Origin of the sequence: Bacillus sp. IBL03825 (assembly GCF_024712505.1) — a bacterium.
Classification (GTDB): domain Bacteria; phylum Bacillota; class Bacilli; order Bacillales; family Bacillaceae_G; genus Bacillus_A; species Bacillus_A wiedmannii.
In genome coordinates, this window is record NZ_JAMXKE010000001.1 from 3,928,480 (window position 1) to 3,948,903 (window position 20,424).

The following is a 20,424-nucleotide window of genomic DNA, read 5'->3' on the forward strand; positions in this document are numbered from 1 at the left end:
TCTTTTTCAGAGAGGTTTATTTTTTCTCGCCCATTTTTTCCAAATACAGCAATGCATCATCCAGCGTATCAACTGGTACAACTTTCATTTTTGTTTTAATATCTTTCGCAGCCGCAAGCGCATCTTTATAATTCGATTTCTCCGCACCTTTTTCATTTGGCGCAAAGAACACTTCAGCACCAGCATCACTTGCAGCGACCACTTTTTGCTGAATACCACCAATCGGGCCAATTTCTCCCTTTTCATTTATCGTCCCTGTTCCAGCTATTTCATGCCCTCTTGTTAAATCATCTTCCACAAGTTGATTATATATTTCTAATGTAAACATTAGGCCTGCCGATGGTCCGCCTATTTCATGAGAATCAATTTTCACTTTCGGATCTACCACTAATTCTCTTTCAGTAACGATAGAAACCCCTATACCAACACGCCCATTACCATTCGGAATGGTCTTTACATTTAAATTTTCTTTTAACTGTTTTCCATTCCTCTTGTACTCAATATTTACTGCTTCCCCTTCTTTTTTTCCTGTCATATATTCAATAAATTGCTCCGTCTTTTCAAATATTTTTCCGTCGACAGCTATGATGACATCTCCAAGCTTAAGCTTGCCTTCTGACGGCATCCCTTTCGCTACTCCTGCAACCAATACACCTTTATTTTCAAAAGAAACAGTACGATTTGCACGTTTATATGCATTATAGATTGCTGCATTTTGCGAATCTTTCATCGCATAATTTTGGCGAAATTGATATTCTTCATCACTCTCACCTTTTTGCAATATTTCTTCCGCTTTCGAAATATGTGTGTATTTATTAAACTGTGCCGCTATTAAATTCACCACATTTGCTGGTCCCATTGAAACCGTAACAAGCATAAAATCACCGGATTCTTTCGTTCCACCTTCAACTTGAACGTAAGGCTCTAATTTGGCCGCCATTCCTGGTTTTGTTACATAATACGGTAAACGTACGTAAACAAGTAACATCGCCAATATAACCCCTATTAAAATTGCATATATAAACCGAAAACGCTTAAACATTATGTTTCTCCTTCCACTGCTCAATTAATAAATAAATATTTGCAACATGTTTTTCCGCCTCTACTTCTCCAACTCGAATAATGTCTTCAATGTTTGTAAAAGCACGTGAACTAAATTGTTCTACAGCTGGTCGCATCATTAAATCCGATGCAATTTGTCGATTCATCACTAGCTCATGTTGCATAATTTCAATACTCTGCATAATTACATCATAAATAGATGTAACCTCTCCATTCACTTTAATCGGGGATACATCAACAGCAATAACAATATCAGCACCTAACTCTTTCACAACCGATACTGGAATGCGATCAATCACTCCGCCATCCACCAATAATCGTCCATCTATTTTTTCTGGTACAAACACTCCAGGTACAGATATGCTAGCTCTCACAGCCTCTGCAACAGGACCACTTGTAAAAACTACTTTTTCCCCCTTCAAGATGTCAGTAGCCACAACAGCCGTCGGGATATCTAACTCTTCTAAATTTTTATTATATGTAAACATTTTAATCATATCTTTGACACGTTTTCCAGCAATAAATCCCATTTTCGGAACTGTAAAATCTAAATAATATTTCCTCTTAAAAACATTTGCCAGTTTATACAACCTTTCAACGTTTGAGCTAGCTGCATAAAACGTACCTACTAAAGCCCCCATACTACTTCCTGCAATCATATGAATCGGTATACCATTTTCTCTTAAAACTTTTATAACACCAATATGTGCAAACCCTTTTGCGCCCCCAGATCCAAGAGCTAAACCAATTTTCGGTTCTTTCATTTTTCTCACCCTTTAATTTTTTTCATTCCTTTTTCATACTTATGGTCTAAATGCACTACGTATCCACGTATACTGAAATGAACGTTTTTTGGGACAAAGGGGGATTTACTTACATGTATGAAAAATGGAAAACGGCTTTTCTTACCATATCAACACTGTTTTTAACCTTTTCTCTTGTACTTCACCCCCAAGCTGCTTTGCAAGCTTCCATTCGAGGGTTAAATATATGGTGGGAAGTTGTATTCCCTTCACTTTTACCGTTTTTCATCATTGCGGAACTTCTAATTAGTATTGGTGTTGTAAAATTTATAGGTGTTATATTAGAACCACTCATGCGACCACTTTTTCGCGTTCCAGGGATAGGCGGATTTGTTTGGGCAATGGGAATGGCTTCAGGATTCCCTGCTGGCGCCAAATTAAGCGCTAGACTGCGTAAAAGTAATCAACTAACACAAATCGAAGCAGAACGCCTCGTATCTTTTACAAACTCATCTAATCCACTTTTTATTTTTGGAGCTGTTTCAATCGGTTTTTTCAATAATCCGAAATTAGGAATCGTATTAGCTGCTGCACATTATTTAAGTAACTTTGCCGTCGGGTTATTGATGCGTTTTTACGGCAATAACAATATTTCCACGAAGTATCAACATCCTACTAAAAAACGTCCTTTTCAAAACCCTTTTTCAGTCCTACACGAGACGCGCATGCAAGAAAAAAGACCATTAGGAAAATTACTTGGGGACGCTATCGTTTCTTCTATTCAAACGTTACTTATGATTGGTGGATTTATTATTTTATTCTCTGTTTTAAATAAAATGATTACTGTATTTCATATTACAGCAGCACTTTCTTTTATTATGCAACATATTTTATCATTCTTCCAACTAACTACAGAATTTAGTATTCCAATCTTATCAGGGATTTTTGAAATGACACTCGGTAGCCAAATGATTAGTCAAATAAATGAAACACCCCTCCTGCAGCAAGCTATGGTAACAAGCTTTATTTTAGCGTTTAGCGGCCTTTCTATTCAGGCACAAGTTGCTAGCATATTAGCTGAAACAGACATCCGATTTAAGCCCTATTTTTTCGCACGAATTATCCAAAGTATTCTGGCTCCTATTTTTACTTTTATATTTTGGAAACCATTTTATGAAAAAGTAAGCTCTTTTTCACCTATGCAAAAAGATATCCCCGTATTTTTATCGAATCATTCTTCTATACTGCAAGAAATTTGGACATCTTTTGTACACTATGGACCGATCTTTACTTTATTTTGTTTATATGTATATGTTATCTTATTATTTTTTCGTAGCAACAAAGAAAAACCCCGTTCACTTTAACGGGGTTTGAAACTTTTCTTTTAAAGCACGTTCTACAACAGGAGGTACAAGATCTACTACGCTTCCTCCATATCTCGCAACTTCTTTTACAATGCTCGAGCTTAAAAATGAATATTGGTTATTTGTCATAATAAAAAAGGTTTCAATATTTTCATCTAATTTTCGATTCATAGAAGTAATTTGCATCTCATATTCAAAATCAGAAACCGCTCGTAACCCACGCAAAATCGCGTTTGCATTACGCATTTTCGCATACTCCACTAATAGTCCACTATGTGAATCTACTTTTACATTCGGGATATCCTTTGTTGCTTCTCGAATTAAATCTAAGCGCTCTTCAACTGAAAAGAACGGTTTTTTTGACGAGTTGTTTAAAACTACTACGTATACCTCATCAAATACTTTTGCTCCCCTTTTAATAATATCCAGATGCCCAAGGGTAATTGGATCAAAACTTCCCGAAGAAATAGCTATACTAGTCATTCCGTCCCCTCACCTTCATACTTATAAATCGATATTGCTGTAACCCCATAATTTTCAGCTCTTACTTTTACAAGACTCCCTATAGAATCAGGTAAAACCACATCATTACCATGCTCTGACATAATTAATCCATCTCTATGTAGCAATCCATGTTGATCCATCACACTAATTAAAGATACAATTTTTTGATCTTTATATGGAGGATCAATTAATATAAGATCGAATGATATTTCACGTTTTATAAGAGCCTTTACCGCACGTTCTGCATCATTTCGATATACTTCAGCTTGTTCCTGTATTCGACAACTTTCTAAATTTTGATGGATTACTTTTATCGCTTTATTATCTCGATCAACAAAAATTGCTTTATCAATCCCTCTACTTATAGCCTCGATTCCAAGACCACCACTACCGCCAAATAAATCAAGAGCGATACCACCATCAAAATAAGGACCTATCATATTAAATATTGATTCTTTTACTTTATCTGTCGTTGGACGTGTTGTATTACCTGGCACCGCTTTTAGTGGATGCCCTTTACATTTTCCTGAAACTACTCTCATCTGTTGTCACTACCTTTATTTCAATCTATCGAGCAATTATAGAAAACCTTTCTCCATTCGGTAACCGCTACCAAACCAAACTATACTATTCCATGAAATTTTCCATTCATTTCTCAATGAACAATAGGAGAACTTTGGCTTAAAATAACCGCTCTGCATTTTTATGTATTCATCTCACCATGCGCTAACACGAACCCATTATGTATATTCGTTTCACTTTATCTTTTTTATCCTATCATAAAATAAAAAAAAGAAAAATAAAAAGCCAAACATAAAATTTAATTTCATGATGTATATCTTCATTTAGATTGGACATAAATAATTATAACAACATCACCTTCGATGTTGTTGCCAACCGCGGAGAAGACTTACGTTTCCCCATAAGTTCTTCCTCCGGTTTCTCCTCTCCCTTTTCCTTCTTACTAGTACATGCTAGTATAAGAAGGGCCCTGCTTTGCAGGGTTTTTTTTCTTTGTCTACTTTTCATTTAAAAAGTGAGATGGTACAGTAAAAGAAAGAGGAGGAAAAAATATGATTCAACGCTTTATAGAACTCGGAGAAGGCTACTCTGATTTATATGAATTACTTGAAATCGCCAAAGCAAATCAAGAACGTATAACACATATGTTACAATTTGAAACGATTAAAAATGAAAAAAAAGTGTGCTCACTTGTTGTAATATTAAAACCAACTACTACTGGTGATTTCCAACCATTATACATATGTCGTGAAGGCATTCCTGTACTTGAAAATAAAAAAAGTAAACGCGTCATTTTATTTGAAGAAACGGCAGAACAACTAGGAAGAAAAGTGACTACCTTTACGGTAAAACCATCCACAACTTTCCCAGAAAAAGAACTGTTTTTCAATCATTTAATTGGTATTTTACGAATGAATAATTTCATTCCTCCAATGAAATAAATTGTTATTTCAAGTAAAAAAATCCCCTGCTAAAATTTGCAGGGGATTTTTTCTATTAGCTATAATCGTATTCTTTTGCCCGATCAGGACGTGAATTTTCAAATTCCGTTTTTAAATACGGGCGGTACGACTGTTCTATCTTCTTCACAAAAGGAAGCTTGTTCAACTTTTGCATCATATGCTCAATTTGTTCCATATCACAATATACTACTGCGTATTTTAAGCGTTTTGATATGTAATGTATGTTACCATATTTCCTTAAAATCTTGGCATGTTTCAATGAATGTAAATAAACAATCATACTTTGTCGTTGCCCGAACATAATCTTCTCCATCTTCTCCTTTTAAAAGCATATATTTTATATTTTATGAAAACCAATCAGAAATTTATGACATTACAGGACAAACTCTGTATACGTTTTCTTCTATCTTCTAAAAAACGGGGTAATTTACCCCGTTTTACAGCCACAACCTCCGCCGGTACCACAACCGCCACCACAGCCACCAGCATCAAAAAATGGATTTCCTGTTGGAACTTTGATGGAAGAAGACACCTCAGAACCGATTGCTACACTAACTTCATCTAACAACTTTTGCAAAGCTGTTTCTACTCGTTTAAAAGCTGCAACCTTATCATGTAAGTCTACAGAACGCTTTAACTCCCTCATCTTCGTCGAAACGAAAGTATAATCAGGATGGTATTTACCGAAACGTTGCACTTCTTCATATCGTTCTTTCATCGCTGTAAATTGCTGAATTAACGTCTGAACTTCCATATCTTCATGCAATTCTTTATAACACTTACGATAGTCTTCTGCTATATCTGAACAGATAATCGCTTTTGCAAGCTGCTCTGCCTTATCTAATATCAATACGCTTTCCAGCGTCGCTACAATCATGAGAGACACCTCCGAGTATTCATCATACCACATTTAGAATAGAACTACTAATTGAAGTGTCTCACTAAACAGAAAGATATCACTCTAACTATTTTCCATATAATTCTAGCACATACTTATACATTAATATGTTCCGCAATATTATATTTCAGAACATCCCATTTCCCACTATTTTCTTTCACATAACTAATACATGCATTTTTTAATGGTGTCTTAAACGAAATATCTTCCGGTGCAATTGCATGTAAAATTGCTTTTATCGCATGTGAATGAGCTACAATGATAATACGTTTGCCAGAATAAGTTTCTGCAACATCTTTTACAGCAGCAAAGCACCGAGTTACAATCTCTTCATCTTGCTCCATACCTTCTACTTTACCTTCTGCAATTAGCTCCCTAACAGTCGCAACCGGCTTCCCAGAAGCTTCACCAAAATTACGTTCAACAAATCGCTCATCTAATAAAATCGATTGCAATCCTGTAGCCCCTGCAATTTCCTTAGCTGTTTCGTGCGCTCTAATTAATGGGCTACTTATAATTACATCCCATGCTTCCGCTTGCAAAGCAACTGCACTTTGACTTGCTTGCTTCTTTCCCACTTCATTAAGTGGAATATCTTCACGTCCTTGAATAATCTCTTGAAAATTCCAATCAGTTTGTCCATGTCGTACTAAACAAATTTCCGTCATGCTCATGCTGCAACTCCTTTTTAAATAATCCGCTTCTATTGTATCAAAAGTTCTGCATGACGGACATAGTTTTCCCTTCCAATTATGTTGTATTTTGTTGCTTCATATACTGAAACATATCGATCATAATGGAGGCAACTGCCAATTGGTTTTGAAATTTCTCAACTTTATCTGGTATCGTTTTTTTGAAATGCTGCATAGCTGCTAACTCAAAAGCCTCTTTCTCTTCAGGATTTCGCGTTAGTTTTCTATACCAGTACGGTTGCTCCCTAATATAGCGAGATAAATCCTCATCAGCCCTTATAAACTCCATAATTTCTGCTCTCATCCTCTTTCCCCCTAATCCTTCTGAAAGAAAAATGGATTATTTTCGGAAGTACTCTCTTCTTGCCGCGCGGGCTTCCCTTGAAATTGTTGAAAAACTTGTTGCACACTACCAATGGCACTCGTCACATTGGCTAAATGGTGTTGCATTTGTTCTACATCTAGCTTTTTAAAGAAAGAAAGCATTTGTCCCATCACATCTGCTGTTTTCTCCTCTTCAGTTCGATTATCTTTTTCTTGTTTATTTTCTTTTACCGAAGAAAAAGCAGGCGCTCCATCAGGTCTAAAAGTTGCCCATATCGGATCTTCTTCACCAAGTAAGTACCATTCTTCATAAAACTGTTGCCAAGTTTTGTGACCACTTCGAACCTCATGAACCATTTTAGGGTGATGGTTTACAAACTCTTTAAACTGTTGAACCGATGGATGTAACGGTCCTTTTGTTGTTGGCATAATCCTCACCTCTTCATGTATATCTACTATATAATAAGAAAAAAAAGGCACATGGTTCGCCTATTTTCAGACGATTCATGCACCTTTTTATCCTGCTATTTGCATACGGTAAGATTCCGACCTACACTTCAGTGAATACGAAGTACTTAAACGTGAGGTGTCCCCTACACAACTTAAAATTCCACTTTATTTCCGAATAAAGTTTTGTGTATAAAACTTATCGTATACCCCAACACCTAATCCTGTAAATTGTTCATTTAATACATTTTTTCTATGCCCTTCACTATTTAACCAACCTTGCACCGCCGCAATTCCATCACTATGTTGCGCCGCTATGTTCTCACCAGCAAGTTGAAACCCTACTTTCCCGCGCTGTAAACGATCTCCTAACGTACCTAATGTAGGTGAATCGTGTGAAAAGTAATTATTATCCTTCATATCTTTACTATGCCCTATAGCCACATCTGCTGTTTGTTGATCCCAAGCTAACAGCGGTAACTTATGGCGACTTCGAATAATATTTGTTAAATCAAAAATTTGTTGCATATTCCCATTCTCTATTTGTTTCATTTTATCTGGAGTCAATGGTTGTTCAGCTAGTAATTCACCCGAATAAACAAGCTGATACGGTCTTTGGCGTAATAACGTTTCATCATCCATATAACGAACACCAACAAGCTCATGTGTAAAATGATCAAAATATAATTGTGCCCAGCCATCTTCTACAGGTATTAATGGTTGTTCCATCACTTCCGTGTCAGATAACTCAAATTGATAACTATGTTTCCCTCTTTTTAACGAAATCTCATGCGAGAGTGGATTCTTTTTATACACTTCTTCATACTTTTCATTTATATAATAAGGCGGCACCTTAACTTGCTCACCAGCAACATACGCCGTTACAACTTTTCGTTCCGCAACCCCAAATTGCACATACTGAGTTAAATCTTGATTGTATACCCACCATTCATATCCGTAAGCAGATGGCTCTATTCGAGATGGTTCGCCCCATTTTGCTAATAAATTTTCAGAGTCCCCACCAATCATATTTAAAACCGTATTTGAAGAGTCTTCATTTACTTGTTTTTTCTTTTTCACAATTTTATTTTCTTGCTTTGATTGAGATGGGGTTAATATATATTGTGAAACGAGTAATTTCCCGTATAAGTCCACAGCTAAAATTAAAAATGTAATCATTACGATACGCAATAATTTCTTCAATCGATATACCTCCTGCACAAAACATAAAATTGAGATATACACAAATCCTTTTCTTTCCTTTTTTGTGTGTACCGTACTCTTTTCACTATATCATATTTTCGCAAAAAAAGTCTGGATTATCCCTTTTCTCTCAATATGAATTGCACTTTCTTATTATTCATACTATTATAAAAATAATGATGTAACATGAAAAGAGGAGGTATTATATGCAATTTACAAATACGAAATTTAATGGGGCAGTCGTTGATTTAACACTATTAACAGAGATTATGGAAAAGAACCATTTTGTACTTGCTGGACAGTGGGATTATGAACGAGTTACATACGATTATAAATTTGAAATATTAAATGATATTTATTATTTGCGCGTACTAGGTTTGGCTGTTGAAGGTGATGTTGGTAGCAGACACGCTGAAATCAAGCTACTTCCTCCCTTATTAGGAAAACATTATTATCCTCACGGCGTTGAATATGGTGATGGTGAAACTTTCCCAACGAATGTACTTCAAAAAAGCGAACAACTCCTACAAAATATCGAAAAAGAGTTAAAAGAATTCCAAATCATTGAATAAAATAAAAGTGAGTGCATCATATTGATGCACTCACTTTTATTTCGTTTGTAAATACGGCGGCAATTGTTGCAACTGCTCTTTATCCTTTTCACGCTCTCGACGCGCCCATCGAAAGAATACATAGCCTATAATTGTGCCATACACTATTTCCTGGACAATTTTCATAATGATGCCACCTGTTTGTTGGTCTTGTACGACTGGCATCCAGTGTAAAAATTCTGGTCCCGTTATATTTAAATCTGATAAAGTTCCCGCCGGTACACAAAGTTCCATCGCCTTCATCCAAGCAGCCGGATCCGTATAGGTTGCAAATAACGGTGCAGTTGCAAAAATGATTAACGCACAAGCTGGCGTTAATAATATACCGTTAGCAAACATATAACCAAGTTTCTTTATATCACTTAACGTTTGATATTCTGGTAATGGATTTAGCATCGGCCACCACATCATGATTGCCGTAAAGAACAATATAGCGAGACAAATAGGATGAGCAATTTGACTTTGTTTTACTGTGTCAAAAACAACTGGTAAATGATAAAAAGAAAACAGGCCATTAAATACAAACAATGCAATAAGTGGTTTAGCAAATATCTTTAATATAATTTGAACGAACTTAAAAGAAGTAATATAACGATATAACCAATCTGGTATACCAAGCAACAATAACGGTGGAACTGCAATATACATAACTGCCATCTCAAACATATGTGCACTAAATATAATATGACCAATTAAATCAATAGGCCCTCCCTTTACAAAATACAAAAGAACAATCCCGGTCGTAAAATAAAAAATTTGCTTCTTACTTACCTTCGTCGCATTTTCAAATCGCATTCTATATGGCCCAATAATTAAAAAGTACCCAATAAGAATCGAAAGCATAAATAATAAAAAGATTGGACTCCATAGAGCTTGAAAACCAAATATCCACAAGTTACTCATTGTTACACCTACCTTCTTAAGGTTATCCTTTCACATAATAAGAAGAGGGAGCTGTGACAACACAAGCTCCCTTATTTTTCACTTTTCAAATCCACACAATTGTCATAAAAGCTAAAATTGTAATTAACCCGATTAACAGACCAGAATAAAGAAAGAAACTTGCCGCTTCATGTCCTTTATGACTCATATGCATAAAATAATACAATTGAAAAATTACTTGTACCACTGCTAATAGTAAAATAAATGGTACTGAGAAAGTCGGACTAAAAGTTTTCGGATATGCTACTGCTACAAATGCAACAAATGTTAAAAAAATCATTAATGCAAACGTAATAACTTGATGCTTCATTTCCTCCGCACTTTTTCTCTTCCGATAAACAAGATCAACTTTAGGATTATTCGTTTGCTTTATCGCCATTGTTTATCCCACCATTCCCATTAAATATACTACAGTGAAAATAAACACCCAAACTACGTCAATAAAGTGCCAATAAATCGATGCAACATAAAACTTCGGTGCATTGTATAAATTTAGACCTCTCTTCGCATTTCTAAAGATTAATGTTAAAATCCAACACAATCCAAACAATACGTGTAGTCCATGCGTACCAACAAGAGCATAAAACGCGGAACCAAACGCACTACTTCTCATAGTATGCTTAAATTCATGCGTATAATGATAAAACTCATATATCTCAAACCCTAAAAATCCTAAACCTAGCAACACTGTTACTAATAGCCAAAGTTGCATTTTCTTAAAGTTAAAGTTTTTCATATGATACATCGCATATACGCTCGTTAAGCTACTCGTTAATAAAAGCATCGTCATAATGAAAACGAGTGGCATTTGGAACATCTCTTGAGATGTTGGTCCACCATTTGTAGAATTCTTTAACGCTAAATATGTGCCAAACAAGGAAGCGAACAATACTGTTTCGCCTCCAAGAAATAACCAAAAACCGACAAACTTATTTTTTCCCTCAAGGGTTGCTTTTTCAGGCTCTGCTGGAAATGTTTCATTCGTTAATTTTTCATCTACATGCATTATGCCTTGCCCCCCTTATCTTCTAAATCTTCCTTATGAATATGATATCCATGATCATCGATCACTGAACGTAGGAACATTGTACCGAATGTAATGATTAAACCAATAATTGCTACTAATAACCAAAACTTATCTTTTCCACCCTGCATATACATTGCACCGAATGCAGCTATAAACAATCCTAAAGAAATGATAAATGGTGAAAACGATGGATTTGGCATATGAATATCATCAACTGGTTCCGCCGCTGTCATCTCTTTATTCCCTTCGCGTTTTTCAATCCAAAACGGATCTAATCCGCGAACAAATGGTAATTGTTTAAAGTTATATTCCGGTGTAGGTGCTGGCATTGTCCATTCTAATGTACGTGCATCCCATGGATCACGACCAGCCTTTTCTTTTGATACTGTTGTTTTGATTACATTGAATAGAAGAACAATCGTTCCAAGAGCCATAAATACCGCTCCAATAGAACTAATCATATTCCCCATTTCCAACCCTTGACCTTCAAGATATGTGTAGTAACGACGCGGCATACCAATCAATCCAAGGAAATGCTGAATGAAGAACGTTAAATGGAAACCGATAAAGAATAGCCAAAATGTTATCTTTCCTAACGTTTCATTCAATACTTTATTAAACATCAGTGGCCAATAATAATGAGCTCCTGCAAGTAAACCAAATACAACACCGCCGACGATTACATAATGAAAGTGCGCTACTACGAAATAGTTGTCATGAAATTGATAATCAGCAGGCGCAGATGCTAGCATAACACCTGTAACTCCTCCCATTACGAATGATGGAATGAAAGCTACTGCCCACATCATCGGTGTCGTAAAACGAATACTTCCGCCCCACATCGTAAAGAGCCAGTTGAATATTTTAATACCGGTCGGAACCGCAATCGCCATTGTTGCAACTGAGAAAATAGCATTTGCAACTGGACCAAGCCCGACAGTAAACATATGATGCGCCCATACCATAAATCCTAAGAATCCAATTAATACTGTCGCGAACACCATCGACGAATAACCAAATAATCGCTTTTTCGAAAATGTCGCGAAGATTTCTGAGAATATTCCGAAAGCTGGGAGTATAAGAATGTATACTTCTGGATGACCGAAAATCCAGAATAAATGCTCCCATATAATTGTATTCCCGCCCAATGCTGGATTAAAGAAACTTGTTCCAAATAAACGATCTAACATTAAAAGTCCTAATCCTACAGTTAATGGCGGAAAAGCGAATAATATTAGCGAAGATGTTACAAATGTCGTCCATGTAAACATCGGCATACGCATATACGTCATTCCTGGCGCACGCATATTAATAATGGTTACAAGGAAGTTAATACCTCCAATTAATGTACCAATACCAGAGATTTGCAAGCCGAGTACATAAAAATCAACACCATGGCCTTTTGAGGCTAAAGCTAAAGATGCATAAGATGTCCATCCTGCATCAGGTGCTCCACCTAAAAACCAACTTAAATTTAAAAATACTCCACCAAAGAAAAATAACCAAAATCCAAGTGAATTCAAAAACGGGAACGCTACATCACGTGCACCAATTTGAAGTGGTACAGCGGCGTTCATAAATGCAAACACGAGTGGCATAGCTGCGAGGAAAATCATTGTTGTACCGTGCATCGTTAATACTTGATTATAAGCATCCCCAACAAGAAAAGCGTTGTTAGGAATCGCTAATTGAAGGCGAATAAATAGAGCTTCTATTCCGCCTATTATAAAAAACAATCCACCTGCAATTAAATAGAGAATGGCAATCTTTTTATGGTCTACTGTCGTTAAATAATCCCATATGACAGCACCCATCCCCTGTTTTTTTGCTACAGAACTCACGTTTTCAACCTCCCCTTCGCGAATAATCCCTCTTTACTTTTCAACTTTTAACGTTTGTAAGTATGCATTTAATGCATCAATTTGATCATCCGTTAAGTTGCCATATTTACCAGTCATTTTATTTCCTGGTTTCATATTTTCAGGATCTTTCAGCCATTTTTTTAAGTTTTCTTCATTGTTTTCGGCAATACCGGCAACCATATCGCGATCCGCAAAGTTTGCTAAGTTTGGTGCGATACGAGCGGAAGGTGGTCTACTATCATTAGATCCAACTGCGTGACAACCAATACAGCTTTTATTAAATATTTCTTGGCCCTCTTGCGCCTTTGTTGAAGCTACTTCTTTCTTCCCATCAATCTTCTTCATATCAGCAAGCCACTTTTTGTACTCGCTTTCATCTAAAGCTTTCACTTTGAATTGCATTAAAGAATGTGATGGGCCGCAAAATTCTGTACAAAAACCATTATAAGTGCCCGATTTATCTGCCTTTAACCACATTTTGTTCACATTATCTGTATTTGTATCCATTTTCCCAGCTAAAGATGGAACCCAAAACGAATGTTTAATATCGGCACCCTTCAAATTCAAATACACTTTCTTACCTGTGGGGATGACTAAATCTTGAGAAGTGACTATTTTTTCTGATTTATAAGAAAATTCCCACCAATAAAGATTCGCTGTTACATCAACAACGATAGTATCTTTATCAATATTCTTTTTCTCCATCGCACTTACATCAGCAAGTTTGAATGTATATGTAACCGTCGGAACAGCTAAGATTAACAAAAGAATAATCGGAATAACTGTCCATATAATTTCTAGCTTGTGATTCCCTTCAACTTGCTCCGGAATATAATCTTCCTGACCTTTCTTTTGTCGGAAACGCACAATTACATATAAGAAAATAATAGTAACTACTAGTACTACTCCTACCATGATCGCAGTTGCTAGTAAGAGCAAATCATATTGCATTTTTGCTACTTCTCCTTGCGGAATTAAAGTAGATTGAAAGGCTTTACCGCATCCCCCTAACAGTAAAGCCAGCAGTGAAACGAACGAAAGCAGTCGCCACTGTTTCTTCATACAAACAACCCCCACTTTCCTTGTGAATTAGATTGTACTTTATAGTTAAGTAAAGTAAATCTCAACGTAAAGAAATCCAATTATGTCGTTGTCTTAGAAGAATGTAACTACAATCATTGATACAAATAAGATTGTTAAATAATTTAGGGAATAAACAAACATTTGTACGGACCATTTGATGTCATCTTGCTTACGGAAGCCATAAAATCCTAAAACGATCCATCCGATGTTTAACAATGTTGCAATTACCATAAATGTTATCCCTAGTCCACTCATATAAAATGGTAGTGGTAATAAACATACTGTCCAAATCATAATTTGGCGTTTCGTAATTTCAAATCCATGAACTACAGGAAGCATTGGAATTCCTGCATTTCGATATTCATCAACACGTTTCATCGCTAATGCGAGAAAATGTGGGATTTGCCAAATAAACATAATTAAAAATAACATCCAAGCAATTGGATGGCCTAAAGATGGATCGATTGCCGCCCATCCAATTAAAGGTGGAACTGCTCCAGATATACTACCTACAACAGTATTTAGTGTATACTTTCTCTTTGTCCATAACGTATATAAGACAACATATGTGAAAGCACCAATAAATCCCATTAATACTGCCATTGGTGTTGTTAATAATAAAAATACAAATCCAAGAAGTAATATAACTAGTCCAAATGTAAGTGCAAATCCCGGTTTATACTTTCCAGTAACCGTTGGACGGGTTTTTGTTCTTTCCATTAACGGGTCGATGTCTCGATCAATGTAGTTATTTAAACAACATACCCCTGCCATAATTAATCCAGAACCAACGATTGTAAAGAATAACTTATCCAGATTGTCCATTACACTTAATCCATTAAAATGTAATGCCAACCAAAATCCTGTAAATACAGTAAGTGTATTTGAGTTTACAATCCCCATTTTAACGAGCGCTGATAAATCTTGTAGCCGAGTTGTTTCCGGTACACTTGTAACAGCTGACTCATCATGCAGCTCACTTGTTGCATGGTTCATCACTTTAACCCCCTCTTAAAACTTTCATCTTTCTTTTTGCGCCTATTTCGAATGAAATATTTCGCTTCTATATAGCAATATTATTACAGTAGAAATATTGTTAACCCATTCTACTACTAATCTACGCCCATACTCCAATATATTAAATCATATTTCCCGAACATTTTGTGAAGAAAACATGAACTTTTTGTGTCGAATATAAAAAACTTAATTCTTACTTGTCCTTATCATAACATGATGTTACCTTCTATAATAAACTTTTTTGTCATATTTAACACGTATTCTCCTCATATCTTTTCAAAATAGCCTGTTTTTCACCTAAAAATTCCCTTATATATCCTATTTCCACACCCATTTTCTCTCCCCTGTCTGCCCCCGCCATTTCTTTGCTATTTTATTATTTTTTATATATCATAGGAACTAGCGCTTTTTATTCTATACATAATGGAATGAAAATATTTCGCAATAACTTCATAGCAGAAAGATGGTGAAATAGATTGCAACGCTTTATTAAATGGTTAGCAGTCATTACGAGTCTTGATTTATTAATAGTTTTACTAGGAGGCGCCTTAGTTACAAAAACAGGTTCTGGCCAAGGGTGCGGTAAATCATGGCCACTTTGTAACGGTGAATTTGTTCCATCTAATTTATCAATGGAAACTATTATTGAACTAAGTCACCGCCTTACATCAGGATCAGCAGGAATTCTTGTCACTCTCCTTTGTATTTTGTCCTGGAAATATTATAAACATGTGCGCGAAACAAAAACGTTAGCAATTTTATCCTTCGTATTTTTAGTTGCACAAGCATTAATGGGAGCGGCAGCAGTTGTTTGGGGACAAATGCCAGCTGTACTTGCTATCCATTTCGGTATTTCCTTAATTTCATTTGCTTCTGTCATTTTATTAACGTGTCTTATCTTTGAAATTGACCAGAAATTTGATGCACGTTCACTTATTATGGACAAAAAAATGAAATTTCATATTTATGGTGTAACAATTTACAGTTATATTGTCGTCTACACAGGTGCTTTAGTACGTCACGAACGAGCTAGCTTAGCCTGTCCAGACTTTCCTTTATGTAGCAAAAATAGACCTATGCCAACTCAACTACATGAATGGGTTCAAATGGGACATAGAGTTGCAGCGATGTTAATTTTCGCTTGGATACTATACGCAATGATTCTCGCTATTCGCCATTACAAGCAACAGCCTGTCGTATACTGGGGATGGATCATTTCATTTATCCTTGTTACACTTCAAGCGATCGTGGGAATTTTAGTCGTATTTACAAATGCTAATTTAGTAATGGCATTATTACATTCACTATTCATTTCTTGCTTGTTTGCTGTACTATGCTATTTAGTTATGTTAGGTACAAGAAGTAAAGTGAATGCAAAAGAAGCTGAATCAACTTCTAAACAAACAAAATAAATTTAAATTAAAATACCTTGCCGAATTGGCAAGGTATTTTTTGCGATAAAAAAAGAGCTGTATTTACACAGCTCTTTTTCTATTTTAGTGATCTAATTCAATCAGTAAGTCACCCGTTTGAATTGCATCTCCATCGTTAACATATACTTTTTTCACTTTACCATTGAACGGCGCTTGAACTGTCGTTTCCATTTTCATCGCTTCTGTAATTGCCATAGAATCGCCTTTTTTCACTTCATCGCCTTCTTTTACAACTACTTTAATAACCGTTCCTGGCATTGTTGCACTAATGTGGTTTGGATTTTCACGGTTTCCTTTCACACGTTGTGCCACTGTTGCTTTCACACTTTCGTCTTTCACAACAATCTCACGTGGTTGACCGTTAAACTCCAAGTAAAGAATACGATTTCCATCCGGCTGAGGCTCTCCGATTGATACTAGTTTAACCATCAATGTTTTACCTTGTTCGATTTCCACATTGATTTCTTCACCAAGTCTCATACCATAGAAGAATGTCGGTGTATCAAGCACAGATACACTTCCATAAAGCTCAGCAACTTTTTCGTAATCCATAAATACTTTTGGATATAATGCATATGCAACGACATCAAAAATCGTCACTTCGCGTCCAAGCTTATGGAATAGCTCTTCTTTTAACGCGTCGAAATCTACTGGCTCTAATAATTCACCCGGTCTTACTGTTAATGGCTCTTTCCCTTTTAAAATAATTTCTTGCAACTTTTTCGGGAAACCACCATATGGCTGTCCTAAATCTCCTGAGAACATTTCAACAACAGATCCTGGGAAGTCCATAGAATGCCCACGCTCTAAAACATCTTGTTCTGTTAAGTGATTTTGAACCATAAATAACGCCATATCACCGACAACTTTAGATGATGGTGTTACTTTAACAATATCGCCAAACATGTCATTTACACGACGATACATTACTTTCACTTCGTCGAAGCGATCTCCTAAACCAACCGCCTTCGCTTGTTGTTGTAGATTACTATACTGTCCGCCTGGCATTTCGTGCATATATACCTCTGTATGAGGAGCATTCATACCACTTTCAAACGGCGCGTAGTATTTACGTACATCTTCCCAGTAATGAGATAGTTTTTCTAATGAATCTACGTTAACGTCTGGCTGTCTTTCGTTTCCACCTAACGCATAGTATAGCGTGTTTGCGCTTGGTTGTGACGTTTGACCAGCCATAGAACTTACTGCCACATCGACAATATCAACACCTGCTTCAATTGCCTTTGTATACGTTAATATACCATTTCCACTCGTATCGTGTGTATGCAAGTGAATCGGAATCGATACCGTCTCTTTTAATGCAGAAACTAAATCATATGCCGCATTAGGTTTTAATAAGCCTGCCATATCTTTAATTCCTAATATATGTGCTCCTGATGCTTCTAACTCTTTTGCTAAGTTTTTATAGTAATTTAAATCATATTTACTACGTAACGGATCATGAATATCTCCTGTGTAGCACATTGTTGCTTCTGCAATTTTACCAGTATCCCGTACAGCATCAATCGCAACTCTCATACCTTCTACCCAGTTTAAACTATCAAAAATACGGAACACATCAATTCCAGCTTGAGCAGAACATTCCACAAACTTTTGAATTAAATTATCTGGATAGTTTTTGTAACCAACTGCGTTTGAAGAACGAAGTAACATTTGGAATAAAACGTTTGGCATTTTTTCACGAAGATCTAGTAATCGTTCCCATGGATCTTCTTTTAAGAAACGATATGCAACATCAAACGTTGCACCGCCCCACATTTCCGCTGAGAATAGGTTCGGTAACATTCTCGCTGTCGGCTCTGCAATTTGATGTAAATCTTTTGTACGAATACGCGTGGCAAGTAGTGACTGATGTGCATCACGGAATGTTGTATCCGTCAAAAGTACACGCTTTTGATCTTGTACCCATTTTACTAATCCGTCCGCTCCACGCTCATCCAAAATTTGTTTCGTTCCATTTTGAATCGGCTCTGAGTGTAATACATTCGGTATACGAGCATCCGGGAAAATGGGTTTCTCTTTTTTCCCTACTCCTGGGAAGCCATTTACTGTTACTGTCCCAATGTAATTTAACATTTTCGTTCCGCGGTCTTTACGTTTCGGGAACAGGAATAGTTCAGGTGACGCATCAATAAATGAAGTGTCATATTCTCCTGATAAGAAGTTTTTATGTTTTACTACATTCTCTAGGAATGGAATATTTGTTTTAATACCACGAATACGGAATTCTTTTAAGTTACGTTCCATTTTCGCAGCAGCTTGTTCAAAAGTAAGTGCCCATGTTGTAACTTTTACAAGTAAAGAATCATAGTACGGTGTAATAACAGCACCTTGGAAACTATTACCTGTATCAAGACGAACACCGAAACCACCGCCTGATCGGTATGCCATAATTTTCCCTGTATCCGGCATAAAATTATTTAGTGGGTCCTCAGTCGTTACACGAGATTGGATCGCAAATCCATGAACAACTACTTCCTCTTGCTTCGGAACACCTACCATTTTACTATGTAATGCATGTCCATCAGCTATTAAAATTTGCGATTGAACGATATCTACCCCTGTGATCATTTCTGTAATTGTATGTTCAACTTGAACACGCGGATTTACTTCAATAAAGTAAAACTCATCACCTTTTACAAGAAATTCTACTGTTCCTGCGTTTAAATAATTTACATTTTTTGTTAATTTAACAGCAGCATCACAAATACGCTGACGCAAATCATCTGAAAGCGACACACTAGGTGCGATTTCTACCACTTTTTGGTGACGACGTTGTACAGAACAGTCACGCTCGTATAAATGAACAACATTGCTCTCTTCATCTGCTAAAATTTGAACTTCTATATGTTTAGGTTTTTCAACGAATTTTTCAACGTATACTTCATCATTACCAAAGGCTGCTTTCGCTTCTGACTTCGCTCGATTATACGATTCTCTTAATTCTTCACTAGTACGTACAATACGCATACCACGACCGCCACCGCCAAGGGAAGCTTTAATAATAATCGGGTAATCATACTTTTCAGCAAATTCTCCAACTTCTTCTACTGAATTTACCGGCCCATCACTACCAGGAATAACTGGAATTTGTGCTAGCTGCGCTTGTGTTCTTGCTTTCACTTTATCTCCAAACATATCTAAATGCTTACTCTTTGGACCAATAAAGATAATCCCTTCTTCTTCACAACGTTTTGCGAATTGAATATTTTCTGACAAGAAACCATATCCAGGGTGGATTGCATCTACATGATTACTTTTCGCAATCTCAATAATGCCCTCAATATCTAGATAAGCATCAATTGGCTTTTTCCCTTCCCCAACTAAATAGGACTCATCGGCTTTATAACGATGATAAGAACCACTATCCTCTTTAGAATAGATTGCAACTGTTTTTAATCCAAGTTCCGAACAAGCTCGAAACACACGAATTGCAATCTCTCCACGGTTAGCTACCAATACTTTTTGAATACGTTGCAGCTTTGTCATGATTTTCCCCCTCTACTTTCCTACCACTCTAGAGATAAAATATACACACACCATAAAGAGCGTGAAGTTCTTCACTTTCTACATTATATTATACTTAGAAAGCTTCACTTTATTTTTATCCATCATACCTTATTTTTTAACAAATGATAAGTTTTCTGATCAATTTGTTTCACAAAAACAGTATAGCATACCTCTTCCTTTTCTAACAACTTAATTGT

The 20,424-nt window shown here is 36.2% G+C and carries 21 protein-coding genes; 4 read left to right on the plus strand and 17 right to left on the minus strand.

Annotated elements, in window-relative coordinates; translation table 11 throughout:
- Window positions 1–16: 16 nt before the first annotated feature.
- Window positions 17–1,042 carry a SepM family pheromone-processing serine protease gene (locus NHG49_RS19940; RefSeq protein ID WP_064474963.1) on the minus strand — a complete coding sequence of 342 codons (1,026 nt, stop codon included), beginning with the start codon at window positions 1,040–1,042 and terminating at the stop codon, window positions 17–19.
- Window positions 1,035–1,826 (minus strand): patatin-like phospholipase family protein, encoded by a 792-nt coding sequence (locus NHG49_RS19945; protein ID WP_000662602.1) that lies wholly within the window; start codon window positions 1,824–1,826, stop codon window positions 1,035–1,037. Before NHG49_RS19945 ends, NHG49_RS19940 begins: the two co-directional genes overlap by 8 nt.
- A gap of 113 nt (window positions 1,827–1,939) precedes the next feature.
- Between NHG49_RS19945 and ylbJ the strand changes: the two genes are divergently transcribed.
- Window positions 1,940–3,169 carry a sporulation integral membrane protein YlbJ gene (ylbJ, locus tag NHG49_RS19950; protein ID WP_064474961.1) on the plus strand — a complete coding sequence of 410 codons (1,230 nt, stop codon included), beginning with the start codon at window positions 1,940–1,942 and terminating at the stop codon, window positions 3,167–3,169.
- Here the strand turns inward: ylbJ and coaD are convergent.
- Together coaD and rsmD are read right to left on the minus strand one after the other, a co-directional pair.
- The gene (coaD, locus tag NHG49_RS19955; protein WP_000200598.1) at window positions 3,161–3,652 is read right to left on the minus strand and encodes a pantetheine-phosphate adenylyltransferase; all 492 of its coding nucleotides are present in this window, start codon (window positions 3,650–3,652) and stop codon (window positions 3,161–3,163) included. The genes ylbJ and coaD overlap by 9 nt on opposite strands.
- Window positions 3,649–4,215: a 16S rRNA (guanine(966)-N(2))-methyltransferase RsmD gene (rsmD, locus tag NHG49_RS19960; protein ID WP_064474960.1), complete on the minus strand. Its 567-nt coding sequence runs from the start codon at window positions 4,213–4,215 to the stop codon at window positions 3,649–3,651. The genes coaD and rsmD overlap by 4 nt, the downstream gene beginning before the upstream one ends.
- A 531-nt stretch (window positions 4,216–4,746) precedes the next feature.
- Here rsmD and NHG49_RS19965 point away from each other — a divergent pair.
- Window positions 4,747–5,136, plus strand: a complete 390-nt coding sequence (locus NHG49_RS19965; protein ID WP_000616012.1) for a DUF7147 family protein — start codon at window positions 4,747–4,749, stop codon at window positions 5,134–5,136.
- Between the two features lie 55 nt (window positions 5,137–5,191).
- Here the strand turns inward: NHG49_RS19965 and NHG49_RS19970 are convergent, their stop codons facing one another.
- The 6 genes from NHG49_RS19970 to NHG49_RS19995 form a co-directional block, all read right to left on the minus strand.
- Window positions 5,192–5,458, minus strand: coding sequence for a YlbG family protein (locus NHG49_RS19970; RefSeq protein WP_002080814.1), 267 nt, complete (start codon window positions 5,456–5,458; stop codon window positions 5,192–5,194).
- A 126-nt stretch (window positions 5,459–5,584) separates the two neighbouring features.
- Window positions 5,585–6,034 (minus strand): YlbF/YmcA family competence regulator, encoded by a 450-nt coding sequence (locus tag NHG49_RS19975; protein ID WP_000634355.1) that lies wholly within the window; start codon window positions 6,032–6,034, stop codon window positions 5,585–5,587.
- Window positions 6,035–6,150: 116 nt separating this feature from the next.
- Window positions 6,151–6,723, minus strand: a complete 573-nt coding sequence (locus NHG49_RS19980; protein ID WP_064475089.1) for a histidine phosphatase family protein — start codon at window positions 6,721–6,723, stop codon at window positions 6,151–6,153.
- 82 nt (window positions 6,724–6,805) lie between these two features.
- Entirely contained in the window at window positions 6,806–7,051 is a 246-nt protein-coding gene (locus NHG49_RS19985) for a YlbE-like family protein (protein WP_064474958.1), read from the minus strand.
- Window positions 7,052–7,062: 11 nt separating this feature from the next.
- A complete protein-coding gene (locus tag NHG49_RS19990; protein ID WP_061678261.1) occupies window positions 7,063–7,500 on the minus strand; it encodes a YlbD family protein in 438 nt (145 codons plus the stop codon).
- 186 nt (window positions 7,501–7,686) lie between these two features.
- A complete protein-coding gene (locus NHG49_RS19995) occupies window positions 7,687–8,721 on the minus strand; it encodes a CAP domain-containing protein (protein ID WP_064474956.1) in 1,035 nt (344 codons plus the stop codon).
- A 206-nt stretch (window positions 8,722–8,927) separates the two neighbouring features.
- Here NHG49_RS19995 and NHG49_RS20000 point away from each other — a divergent pair, with 206 nt between their 5' ends.
- The gene (locus NHG49_RS20000; protein WP_064474955.1) at window positions 8,928–9,293 is read left to right on the plus strand and encodes a YugN family protein; all 366 of its coding nucleotides are present in this window, start codon (window positions 8,928–8,930) and stop codon (window positions 9,291–9,293) included.
- Window positions 9,294–9,329: 36 nt separating this feature from the next.
- On the opposite strand, the gene ctaG is transcribed toward NHG49_RS20000, so the two are convergent.
- The 6 genes from ctaG to ctaB form a co-directional block, all read right to left on the minus strand.
- On the minus strand, window positions 9,330–10,235 hold the full coding sequence (gene ctaG / locus NHG49_RS20005; protein WP_048563213.1) for a cytochrome c oxidase assembly factor CtaG: 906 nt from the start codon (window positions 10,233–10,235) through the stop codon (window positions 9,330–9,332).
- Between the two features lie 85 nt (window positions 10,236–10,320).
- On the minus strand, window positions 10,321–10,653 hold the full coding sequence (gene ctaF / locus NHG49_RS20010; protein WP_048563214.1) for a cytochrome c oxidase subunit IVB: 333 nt from the start codon (window positions 10,651–10,653) through the stop codon (window positions 10,321–10,323).
- 3 nt (window positions 10,654–10,656) lie between these two features.
- Window positions 10,657–11,280, minus strand: a complete 624-nt coding sequence (gene ctaE / locus NHG49_RS20015; RefSeq protein ID WP_000557861.1) for a cytochrome c oxidase subunit III — start codon at window positions 11,278–11,280, stop codon at window positions 10,657–10,659.
- A complete protein-coding gene (ctaD, locus tag NHG49_RS20020) occupies window positions 11,280–13,115 on the minus strand; it encodes a cytochrome c oxidase subunit I (RefSeq protein ID WP_154131176.1) in 1,836 nt (611 codons plus the stop codon). Before ctaD ends, ctaE begins: the two co-directional genes overlap by 1 nt.
- 60 nt (window positions 13,116–13,175) lie before the next feature.
- Entirely contained in the window at window positions 13,176–14,225 is a 1,050-nt protein-coding gene (gene coxB, locus NHG49_RS20025) for a cytochrome c oxidase subunit II (protein WP_000745278.1), read from the minus strand.
- Window positions 14,226–14,318: 93 nt separating this feature from the next.
- Window positions 14,319–15,242 (minus strand): protoheme IX farnesyltransferase, encoded by a 924-nt coding sequence (gene ctaB / locus NHG49_RS20030; RefSeq protein WP_001015062.1) that lies wholly within the window; start codon window positions 15,240–15,242, stop codon window positions 14,319–14,321.
- Window positions 15,243–15,739: 497 nt separating this feature from the next.
- Between ctaB and ctaA the strand changes: the two genes are divergently transcribed.
- On the plus strand, window positions 15,740–16,675 hold the full coding sequence (ctaA, locus tag NHG49_RS20035; RefSeq protein WP_001188735.1) for a heme A synthase: 936 nt from the start codon (window positions 15,740–15,742) through the stop codon (window positions 16,673–16,675).
- An 84-nt stretch (window positions 16,676–16,759) separates the two neighbouring features.
- On the opposite strand, the gene pyc is transcribed toward ctaA, so the two are convergent.
- A complete protein-coding gene (gene pyc / locus NHG49_RS20040; protein WP_258126459.1) occupies window positions 16,760–20,206 on the minus strand; it encodes a pyruvate carboxylase in 3,447 nt (1,148 codons plus the stop codon).
- Between the last annotated feature and the right edge of the window lie 218 nt (window positions 20,207–20,424).